This is a genomic window from Amycolatopsis circi (assembly GCF_003385235.1).
Classification (GTDB): domain Bacteria; phylum Actinomycetota; class Actinomycetes; order Mycobacteriales; family Pseudonocardiaceae; genus Amycolatopsis; species Amycolatopsis circi.
The window spans coordinates 99,714-108,965 of the sequence record NZ_PQIA01000001.1; the positions used below are offsets into that span (position 1 = coordinate 99,714).

At 68.8% G+C, this 9,252-nt stretch carries 10 protein-coding genes; 3 read left to right on the top strand and 7 right to left on the bottom strand.

All coding sequences use genetic code 11. The annotated features are described in order from the left end of the window. Positions 1 to 14: 14 nt before the first annotated feature. The 4 genes from D0D37_RS00435 to D0D37_RS00450 form a co-directional block, all read right to left on the bottom strand. On the bottom strand, positions 15 to 1,019 hold the full coding sequence (locus tag D0D37_RS00435) for a hypothetical protein (RefSeq protein ID WP_116198458.1): 1,005 nt from the start codon (positions 1,017 to 1,019) through the stop codon (positions 15 to 17). Positions 1,020 to 1,065: 46 nt separating this feature from the next. Continuing rightward, on the bottom strand, positions 1,066 to 2,748 hold the full coding sequence (locus D0D37_RS00440; RefSeq protein WP_116198459.1) for a beta-ketoacyl reductase: 1,683 nt from the start codon (positions 2,746 to 2,748) through the stop codon (positions 1,066 to 1,068). Positions 2,749 to 3,051: 303 nt separating this feature from the next. Beyond that, positions 3,052 to 3,651, bottom strand: coding sequence for a P-loop nucleotide/nucleoside kinase family protein (locus D0D37_RS00445; protein ID WP_116198460.1), 600 nt, complete (start codon positions 3,649 to 3,651; stop codon positions 3,052 to 3,054). A gap of 10 nt (positions 3,652 to 3,661) precedes the next feature. After that, positions 3,662 to 4,483 (bottom strand): MBL fold metallo-hydrolase, encoded by an 822-nt coding sequence (locus tag D0D37_RS00450; protein ID WP_116198461.1) that lies wholly within the window; start codon positions 4,481 to 4,483, stop codon positions 3,662 to 3,664. Between the two features lie 101 nt (positions 4,484 to 4,584). Between D0D37_RS00450 and D0D37_RS00455 the strand changes: the two genes are divergently transcribed. Continuing rightward, complete coding sequence (locus tag D0D37_RS00455; RefSeq protein WP_116198462.1) at positions 4,585 to 5,019, top strand: MarR family winged helix-turn-helix transcriptional regulator; 435 nt, start codon at positions 4,585 to 4,587, stop codon at positions 5,017 to 5,019. Here the strand turns inward: D0D37_RS00455 and D0D37_RS00460 are convergent. Continuing rightward, complete coding sequence (locus tag D0D37_RS00460) at positions 4,943 to 5,347, bottom strand: SbtR family transcriptional regulator (RefSeq protein ID WP_208719725.1); 405 nt, start codon at positions 5,345 to 5,347, stop codon at positions 4,943 to 4,945. The two genes, D0D37_RS00455 and D0D37_RS00460, sit on opposite strands and share 77 nt — an antisense overlap. Between D0D37_RS00460 and D0D37_RS00465 the strand changes: the two genes are divergently transcribed. Further along, a complete protein-coding gene (locus D0D37_RS00465) occupies positions 5,325 to 6,458 on the top strand; it encodes a Gfo/Idh/MocA family protein (protein WP_244223326.1) in 1,134 nt (377 codons plus the stop codon). The genes D0D37_RS00460 and D0D37_RS00465 overlap by 23 nt on opposite strands. Before the next feature lie 141 nt (positions 6,459 to 6,599). Here the strand turns inward: D0D37_RS00465 and D0D37_RS00470 are convergent, their stop codons facing one another. Further along, entirely contained in the window at positions 6,600 to 7,589 is a 990-nt protein-coding gene (locus D0D37_RS00470; RefSeq protein WP_116198463.1) for a malate dehydrogenase, read from the bottom strand. A gap of 566 nt (positions 7,590 to 8,155) precedes the next feature. Here D0D37_RS00470 and D0D37_RS00475 point away from each other — a divergent pair. After that, positions 8,156 to 8,794: a DUF4360 domain-containing protein gene (locus tag D0D37_RS00475; RefSeq protein ID WP_116198464.1), complete on the top strand. Its 639-nt coding sequence runs from the start codon at positions 8,156 to 8,158 to the stop codon at positions 8,792 to 8,794. Positions 8,795 to 8,832: 38 nt separating this feature from the next. Here the strand turns inward: D0D37_RS00475 and D0D37_RS00480 are convergent. Beyond that, positions 8,833 to 9,252, bottom strand: a 420-nt coding sequence (locus tag D0D37_RS00480) for a MarR family winged helix-turn-helix transcriptional regulator (protein WP_162834018.1), incomplete at its 5' end; no start/stop codon positions are given.

Here is a 9,252-nt window from a genome sequence, read left to right on the forward strand (position 1 = left end):
CAAAGCGAAAACCCTCAATGACGGCCGAGAGCCGAGACCAGGCCGCGGTACAGCCAGTACATCGGCTTCGGGGCGTAGTCGTCGGTCATGAGGCCGAAGTTGTCGAACGGGCTGGGGGAGCCGGTGACGTCGTCGCGCAGGTCGAACATCTCGTAGCTGGCCACGTTCTCGGCGACGCGGTCCTGGTTGATCGCCAGGATTTCCGTGGTGAGCGCGCGGGCCTGGTCGGCCGGGGTGCGCTCGGCGGTGTGCGTCGCCCAGCCGTTCTCCGACACGCGGATCGGCACGTCGCGGCCGAGGCCGGCGATCGGCATCTCCTGGGTGCGGACGTTGTGCAGGGTCTGGTGGACGAACCCGGCGAGGTCGGTCTGCGGCGGGATGCCGGGCAGGCCGGCGTCCGGGTAGAGGTCGATGCCGACGAAGCCGACCGAGCGGCTGAACTCCGCGCCGCCGAGCTGCGCGAGGTGCTGCCAGAACTGGGTGAACGGTTTGGTGAAGGCGACCTCGTCGAAGCCGATCTGCAGGCGGCGGTACCCGTCCTGGTCCGCGGTCTTCTTTCCGGCGAGCACGCCTTGCACCAACGCGGTGTCGCCGTTCGGCTTGGGCACCACGTTCTGTTCGAGGGTCACCGAGATCGTGTCGGCGACCGGGCCGTAGCGGTGGACCGTGTTCTCCACGCAGGTCTGCCATTCCGGCATGCTTTCGCCGGAGTAGCTGAGCACCACGTCGAGCCGGCGGCCGGGGGCGAGGTACTGCATTTCGTCGTCGGGGAAGGCGCTTCCGCAGCCGACGTAGTCGCGGAGCAGGAACGGCTTGTGCCCGGATTGAAGCTCCGACAACGCTTTCCGTACCTTGGCCGGATTGTCGGGTTTTCCGGTAGTGGAACCGCCTCCCGCGTAACCGCCCGGGTAGATGCCGAAGGTCAGGGGCGAGGTAGTGGCGTCGGCGGCGGCCGGGGCGAGCACGGAGAATCCTGCGACGAGGGCGGCGGCCGCGGCTGCGGTCCGGATCTTGTTCATGCCACTGAGTATTGCGGCCCACTGTGGACGGACCCGATGACGGATGTCATCTTCTGGCCGGGGTATTCGTCAGCAGCGCGGGGAAACTCCCTTCGGACGGGCAAGTCCGTTCAGCGCGCGGCGTGCCGGGCGCGGTCGGGAGAACGCCGGGGCCGAGCAGGATCGGTTCTTCGCTGCCGAGGGCGGCGTCGAAGATCGCGGGGTCCCATCGGCCCCACGCGATCGACACGGCGGGCAGGCCGATGGCGTGCCGGTGCGCGGCGAGGGCGTCGAGGAACCGGTTGGCGGCGGCGTAGTTCGCTTGTCCGGCTTCGCCGAAGGTCCCGGCGAGGGAAGAGAAGAGCACGAAGGCGGACAGCGGCAGGTGTTTGGTCGCTTCGTGGAGGATCCGGGCGGAGTCGGCTTTGGCGCGCAGGACCGGGTCGAGGCGTTCGGGGGTTTGCGCCGCGAGGACATCGTCGTCGATTACGGCGGCACAATGGACGACGGCGGTCAGCGGCGGGTTGCAGGAGGCGATGATGCTCTCGACCTGACCTGGGTCGGCGACGTCGATGGCGGCGATGCGGACGTCCGCGTCGAGGTTTTGGAGGTGCTCGGCGGTGGGCGCGGCGGGGCCGCCGCGGCTCGCCAGCACGAGGTGCCGGACGTGGTGCTCGGCGACGAGGTGTTCGGCCAGCAGTGCGCCGATCCCGCCGGTGCCGCCGGTGACCAGGACCGTGCCGGACGGATCGATGGGGCGGGCGGTGAAGGCGGTGGCGGGGCCGATCCGGAAGGCGTGCGGGTCTCCGTCGCGGATCGCGAGTTGTGGTTCGGTGGTGCCGCCGACGAGGTCGAGGATCTCAGCCGCGGGGGTTGGCGAGTCGAGGTCTACGGCGGTGATCTTGCCCGGGTATTCGGCGGCTGCCGTGGTGAGGAGGCCCCAGACCGCAGCGCTCGCCAAGTCCGGATCGCGTCCGGTGGCGTTGGTGGTGACGACGACGAGCCGGTCTTCGCGCTGCTGCAGAGCGTGCAGGGTATGGGCGGTGAGGGAGCGGAGGTCCTTGCTGGCGGGGATTTCGAGAATTTCGGCTTCGCCGGGCTTGGCTGGGACGGGGACCCACCGCGGACGGTAGAGCAGGGTCTCGGCGGAGAGGTCGACCTGACGGGCGCCGCTTCCGGCGAAGACCGCGTTCCAGGCGACCCGGATGCCCGCGGTGTGCAGCCAGGCGATTTCCGTGAGGAGATCTTGGACGGACGCCGGGGTGAGGTCCAGGGCAAGGGCGGTGTCGTCCCAAGGCCGCTTGGTCACGCGGGCGACTGCCTCGGGGTAGAGGCCCCAGGATTCCAGCAGGCAGCACAGTGCGCCTTGGAAAGCGAAGTGGCGGTCCTGATAATCGCCGAACATCGCGTCGAAAGTTTCCGAGAAGAGCGGAGACCGTTGCGCGAACTCGGTTTCCCTGCCCGGCGGGAGTTCGGTGCCGCGGGAGACGAAGGTCAGCCGAGGGCGGGCCGCGACGGGCTGGCCGGTCGTCTCGCCGCTCGCGACGGCTTCGAGCGCGGCTCGATCGCCCGCCGGGACTAGTACGCGGAGAGCCAGCGGGGGCCGGGTCGCGAGCGTGTAGGAGAGGTCGAGGTCGGACGCCGTGGTGTCGAGGAGGCCCGCGGCGAGGGCGCGCAAGGCGACGCTGTCGGTCGCGCTGAGCAGCCAGGGCGGCGTGGGGAAGTCCGTGCGGGCAGCGGGTTCGGGCATGGGAGTCTCTTCCGGAATGGCGGGCGCGGGTTCGGGTCGAGGAATGCCGTCGCCCGGCCGGGGACTCCAGGAGCCGCAGCGGCGAGCGGGCCGTCGAAGGGGAGTGGCGTTGCGGTTCCGGCCTGCTTTTGGCCGTCGAGCGGCGGAATTGCGCGGGATTCAGCCGGGACAACCGCGATTTCCACACCGGCGAACGCGAATCCGGCCCGCGTGCGCACCCGGCCCTCGGCGAGGGCGCGCGCGGCGAGCGGCGGCCGGACCGCGTCGGCTCTGTGTCCTGGCACTCCTCGACATATACCGCGCTCAGGCTTGGCCGGGCGGCAGGTTTCCCGTTTGGTCCCCGTTCCGTGCACTCGGTGCCTCTGCCGCTGCTCGGCGGGCAACAATCGCCGCGACGCTCGCGCACGTTTCGTCCGGGTCGAGGTGTTCGGTGTCCAGGACCGTGCATTGTGGACGGAGCGGGAGGTACTCCGCGACGTGGTCGTGGATGCGGTCGAGCACGACCGGGCCGCCGGAATCGGCCATCGCGTCGGCGGCCGCGTGGTCGCCGCGGGCGGCGAACCGGGCTTTCGCCTGCGGGCGGGGCGCGGTGAGCATGATCTCGACGTAGTCGCCGCCTGCCGCCCGAGCGGCCTCCTCGAATCGTTCGGCCTGTTCGAGGCGGGCCACCAGCTGCGGCATGACCACGTCGTACCCGGCTCGCAGATGCGTTTCCGCCATGGCGAGCGCGAGCCGTCGCGCGGCGGGCAGCGTGTCCCAGAACGCGGTCCGCCAGCCGCCGATCATCGTGAGCACCTGGTCGGCGTCGAGATCGAGCACGCCCGGGCGGAGATCGGCGTACCGTCGCGCGACGGTGGATTTCCCGATGCCGGACGGGCCGTTGAGATGGATCAGCCGGGCCATGCGCCCGACCCTAGCGGTCGAGCGGCTGCCAGCGGCCCTCTCGGACGTGCCCGAAGACGACGTCGGCGAAGTGGTTCCCGAAGCCGATCGTGCCGGGTTCGGCCAGTTCGGTGACGAGTTTCCGGCGGTGGCCGGCGGCTTCGACCGGATCGTGGTCGTAGACGCAGGACCAGTCGGAATTTTCGATCTGCACCGGCGAATGGACCGCGTCGCCGAACGCGATCAGTCGTTGGCCGCCAGCGGTGATGACGTATTCCGCGTGTCCCGGCGTGTGCCCGGCGGCGAAACGCACCTGCACGCCGGGAAACACTTCCTGGCCGTCCTCGACGGTGCGGACTCGCGGTGCCATCGAGTCGGTCTCGGCGGACACCTCGCGCTGCGTCCATTCCGGCTCCGGCACCAGATATTCGGCCTGGGCGAACGCGGTCGGCTGCCACGCCCAGCCGACGTGGTCTGAGTGCAAGTGCGTGAACGCCACTGCCTCGATGTCTTCCGGCTTCCGCCCGAGCGCGGCCAGGTTGTCGAGCAGCGCGCCGCCGTACAGCACACCGTTCGGCGCTCCCGGCTCGGCAGGTACCGACTGCGGCCCGAACCCGGCGTCGATCAGCAGCGCCCGGCCGTCGCGTTCCACCAAGAGCCCGCCGATGCTCGCGACGAGGTAGCCGTCGTCGTCCAGGTACTCCGGGCGCGCGGCCCAGGTCTCGTCGGTGCTGTCGGGCAGCCACAGCCGCGGATTCCCTTGCACGGCACCGTCCGGCACGAAGGACACCTTCGTCTCGCCCAGGTGGACGGTCTGGAGCAGCGCGGGCCGGCGCAGTCGGTCGTCGAGCACGGTTTCGTTCCCTTCCCTCGGTCTGCCCCGACCATAAGCATCAAGCTAGAAACATTCAAGCTTTAAATATTATGACTTGATGGAGTTGCTAGGATGGGGCCATGACGGAACCTCGGGCGATCGCCGAGCGGGAGCTGTGCGGTCTGGTGAACGGGCTGGCGCAGCAGATCGCCGACCACGTCCGCGAGCGCGCGGTGACGCTGGGGCTGACCGCCGCTCAGGCCACCGCGCTGCGGGAGCTGACCGGCCCGATGACGATGCGGGAACTGGCCGAGCGGATGAGCTGCGAGCCGTCGAACGCCACGTTCGTGGTCGACAAGCTGGAGAAACAGGGCCTGATCGAGCGGCGTGCGCACCCGAGCGACCGCCGCGCCAAGCATCTCGTCCTGACCGAGGACGGCATGGCGCTGCGGGAACGGCTGCTTGAACTGCTGACCCGGGATTCGCCGCTGGCCGGGCTCAATCCGAAGGAACAGCGGGTTCTGCAGGGCCTTCTGGAGCAAGCGATCGTGCCGGGCGCAGGCCGTCGAGGATGATGCGCAGGTTCCGCCGCCACTGGTCGTCGCTCGGGACGAGGCCGATCGTGTGTCCCGGCGGGATCGCGGTGGCGAGCGCGAACGGCACGTCCCGCCAGTCGAGGTCGGCACGGAGCACTCCGGCCTTTTGCGCTCGCTGGACGAGTTGGCGCATCGCCCGCTGCAGCCGGGTGATCCGTGGTTCCAGGTCGAGTCGTTCGCCGCGCCCGGAGAGTGCGTCGTGCAGCCCGCAGCTGGACGCGCGTAGCTGGACGTAGATTTCGGCGAACTCGGCGAAACCCTGCCACGGGTCGGGGGAGTCGAGCGTGTGTGCGGCGCGGTCGGTCATCTCGTCGATGGTGTCGGTGAGGATCGCGGCGAGGAGTGCGTCCAGCGACGGCACTCGCCGATACAGCATCCTCGGCGCGAACCCGGATCGCGGCTGGGCAGGGCGGGCGCATATCCCGGCGATCGCCGCGTCGCCGGACTTCTCGCTCGCCGCCGTCGCGACCACTCGCACCAGCAGTGCGGAGGAGGCGCGTGCTCGCTTCGGTGCCCGGCACGCGTTCACCGACGCGCGGAGTCTCGCCGAGCATCCGGACGTCGATCTGGTTGTCGTCACGGTGAAGGTGCCCGCGCATGTGGAGTTGGTGACGGCCGCGCTGGAGGCAGGCAAGCACGTCTACTGCGAATGGCCGTTGGCGACGACCGTCGCGGAAGCCGCCGCGTTGGCTGCGGCGGGGGAGCGGGGCGGGGTGCACACGGCTGTTGGGCTGCAGGCGCGGCTCTCGCCGACCGTCCGCCAGGCCCGCGAGATGATCGCCGAGGGCCGGATCGGCACCGTGCAGTCCGCGACCGTGTACAGCTCGCGCAGCAAGGGAAACGCCCGGGAAGTCCCTGGGTGGACGGCCTACACCTACGACCGCCGTACCGGTGCCGGACTGGTCGAAGTGCTCGGCGGGCACACGCTCGACCTCGTGCAGCACCTGCTCGGGCCGATCCGCGAGCTGACTGCCCGGACCGCGATCCGGAACGGCTCGCATCGGGTGGCCGAGACGGGGGAGCCGATCGCGGTCACGGCACCGGATCACTTCGTCGCCCACGCCGAACTCGACGATGGGGCAGTGGTGTCCGTCCATCTGCACGACGGGGAAGCGGCGATGCCGCGGACGCGTATCGAGATCGCGGGCACCGAAGGGAATCTCGCGCTGACTTCCGCGCCGGAGACCGATCCCTGGGCGGCGCAACTGCAGATCGGTCAGCTGGATCTTCACTCGGCGCGCGCGGAGAGTCCGGAATGGACAGTGGTTCCGGTGAACGAGGTCAGCGAGTTGCCGGTCCAGGCGGCGAATGTGGGGCGGGTCTACGAGCAGCTGGCGAAAGATCTCCGGGACGGCACGCACACGGTGCCCGACTTCGGCGTCGCCCGCCGGTTGCACGAACTACTCTCAACTGTATAACGACCTATACAGTTGGCGAATGAAAAAATACCACAGTCGTGAGACATCTGCCGACTCTCACTGCCCAAACAACCTGCAAAGACGTGAAAACGAACGATGGCCACCCCGGAGAACCGGGGCGGCCATCGCGGAAAACGAACCTCAGATCAGGCCCAGCTTGCGGACCGCGTCGCGCTCCTCGGCCAGTTCGGCCACGGAGGCGTCGATGCGCGGGCGGGAGAACTCGTCGATCTCCAGGCCCTGGACGATCTCGTACTTGCCGTCCTTCGCGGTGACCGGGAAGGAGGAGATGAGGCCCTCCGGGACGCCGTAGGAGCCGTCGGAGACGACGCCGGCCGAGGTCCAGTCGCCCTCGGCGGTGCCGTTGACCCAGGTGTAGACGTGGTCGATCGCGGCCGACGCGGCGGACGCGGCCGAGGACAGGCCGCGGGCCTCGATGATCGCGGCGCCGCGCTTGGCGACGGTCGGGATGAAGGTGTCGGCCAGCCACGCCTCGTCGTTGATGGTCTCGGCGACGTTCTTGCCGTTGACCTCGGCGTGCTGCACCGACGGGTACTGCGTGGCCGAGTGGTTGCCCCAGATCGCGACCTTCTTCAGGTCGGTCACGGCGACGCCGAGCTTCTTGGCCAGCTGGGCCAGCGCGCGGTTGTGGTCGAGGCGGGTCATCGCGGTGAAGCGCTCGGCGGGCACGTCGGGGGCGTGCGACTGGGCGATCAGCGCGTTGGTGTTGGCCGGGTTGCCGACCACGAGGACCTTGATGTCGTCGGCCGCGCCGGCGTTGATCGCCTCGCCCTGGGGCTTGAAGATGCCGCCGTTGGCCTCGAGCAGGTCGCCGCGCTCCATGCCCTTGCTGCGCGGGCGGGCGCCGACCAGGAGGCCGATGTTCGTGCCGGAGAAGGCCTGCTTCGGGTCGTCGAAGATGTCGATGCCGGCCAGCAGCGGGAACGCGCCGTCGTCCAGCTCCATCGCGGTGCCCTCAGCCGCCTTGACCGCCTGGGGGATCTCCAGGAGCCGCAGCTTCACCGGGGTGTCGGCGCCGAGCAGCTGACCGGACGCGATGCGGAACAGCAGCGCGTAGCCGATCTGGCCGGCCGCACCGGTGACGGTGACGTTGACAGGGGCTTGGGTCATTGCGCTTCTCCAGCTTGAGACGACTTTGGCTAGTACCGAGGATGCTAGCCCTACCGGCGGGCGCCGTCCGGGTGCGTCCAGTCACGGTAGCCAGGATCACGTTCGCGGCCGCGGCGATCCGCCTTAAGTAGCGCGCCGAAGGGCGTAACTCGAGATCACGATCTCGTTGCGGGCCGGTGCGGGCGCGGCGGGTCCGGAGGCGTCGGATCGCGCCACTGTGGACGCGACGGGTCGCGATGCCGGGAGAATCCGCCGGATCGTGCGGAAGGCCCGGGTCGGCGCGTCGGCTGCTTCGATGCTCGAACTGTCCTGATTGCCCCGGTTCGCAGGCCGGTTTCCGCCGCGGTTGTCCGGATCAGCCGGGCCGGGCGGTTCCGGGTCGTGTATTTTTGAATCATTTTTGTTGATTCGTCAATTGTCCATAATAGCTTTTGTCAACGGTTTGTTAACCTGTTGCTGTGTGCAGCTAAGGATGTTCGTTGCTCCGTTCAGTGGGGTGCGGAGAGTAGTTTTCGCGCTACCCTGACGAAACCCCCGCTCGCATCGGAAGTAATGGGAAGGAACCCATGCTTACCACGATGGCCGCTGCGCTTTTGGCCCTTTCTTCGACTATTACGCCGCATTCTTGGCCGCAGAATCCTCCGCCGGACAAAATTATCATCGACGTCGCGACCGTGAACGGGACCGGCTGCCCGCCGGACACGGCCGCGGTTTCGGTTTCGGCCGACAACACCGCTTTCACCGTCACCTACAGCCAGTACACCGCGCAGGTCGGGGTCGGCGCGCAGCCGACGGACTTCCGGAAGAACTGCCAGATCGGCCTTCGCGTGCACGTTCCGCAGGGGTTCACGTACGGCGTGGCCTCGGCGGACTACCGGGGATTCGGGCACCTCGAAGGCGGCGCGTACGGCGTGGAGCGCGCGAACTACTATTTCCAGGGAAACTCGCCGACCGCGTACGCGTCTCATCGGCTCGACGGTTTCTACGACAATGACTGGCAGTTCTCGGATTCGACGGACATCGACGCGATTATCTACGAACCGTGCGGCCAGGAGCGCAACCTGAACGTCAACACGGAATTGCGGGCGTATGCCGGCTCTTCGGACCCGGCGAAGACGACGAGCTTCCTGACGATGGACTCGACGGACGGCAGCGTCCAGACGGTTTACCACTTCTCCTGGAAGACCTGCCCGGCAACCCCGTAACTGCATTGACTCGGACCCGTGAGCGCTTCCTCGGGCGCTCACGGGTCCGTCTGCGTCACGTTTTCCGCGAGCCTGCCCAGCAATGCGGCCAGGGTCGCGATCTCGTCGTCGGTGAACCCGCGGCGCATCCGCTTGTCGTGGGCGATCGCGGCGTCGGCGAGGCGGTGGAAGGTCCGCTCGCCGTGGTCGGTCAGCTCGACCTGGTGCACGCGCCGGTTTTCCGGGTCGCGGGTGCGGGTGAGCAGGCCTGCGGTTTCCATGCCGTTGAGGTGGTGGGTGAGCGTCGCGCCCTGGATGCCGACCGCGTCGGCGAGTTCGCGCTGGCTCGCGTGCTGGCGGGTTTTGAGCGCGATGAGGATCTGCCAGACCGGTTGCGATCCGCCGACCTCGGCCAGTGCGCGGTCGAACGCCTGGCCCGCGGTCTTGGCGGTGCGGGCGAGGAGGACGCGGAGCGGGGG

Bases quoted from the DNA above. Each gene is read 5' to 3' on its own strand.
- D0D37_RS00435 (WP_116198458.1), bottom strand. From the start codon at position 1,019: ATGAACAAGATCCGGACCGCAGCCGCGGCCGCCGCCCTCGTCGCAGGA.
- D0D37_RS00440 (WP_116198459.1), bottom strand. From the start codon at position 2,748: ATGCCCGAACCCGCTGCCCGCACGGACTTCCCCACGCCGCCCTGGCTG.
- D0D37_RS00445 (WP_116198460.1), bottom strand. From the start codon at position 3,651: ATGGCCCGGCTGATCCATCTCAACGGCCCGTCCGGCATCGGGAAATCC.
- D0D37_RS00455 (WP_116198462.1), top strand. From the start codon at position 4,585: ATGACGGAACCTCGGGCGATCGCCGAGCGGGAGCTGTGCGGTCTGGTG.
- D0D37_RS00460 (WP_208719725.1), bottom strand. From the start codon at position 5,347: ATGACCGACCGCGCCGCACACACGCTCGACTCCCCCGACCCGTGGCAG.
- D0D37_RS00470 (WP_116198463.1), bottom strand. From the start codon at position 7,589: ATGACCCAAGCCCCTGTCAACGTCACCGTCACCGGTGCGGCCGGCCAG.
- D0D37_RS00475 (WP_116198464.1), top strand. From the start codon at position 8,156: ATGCTTACCACGATGGCCGCTGCGCTTTTGGCCCTTTCTTCGACTATT.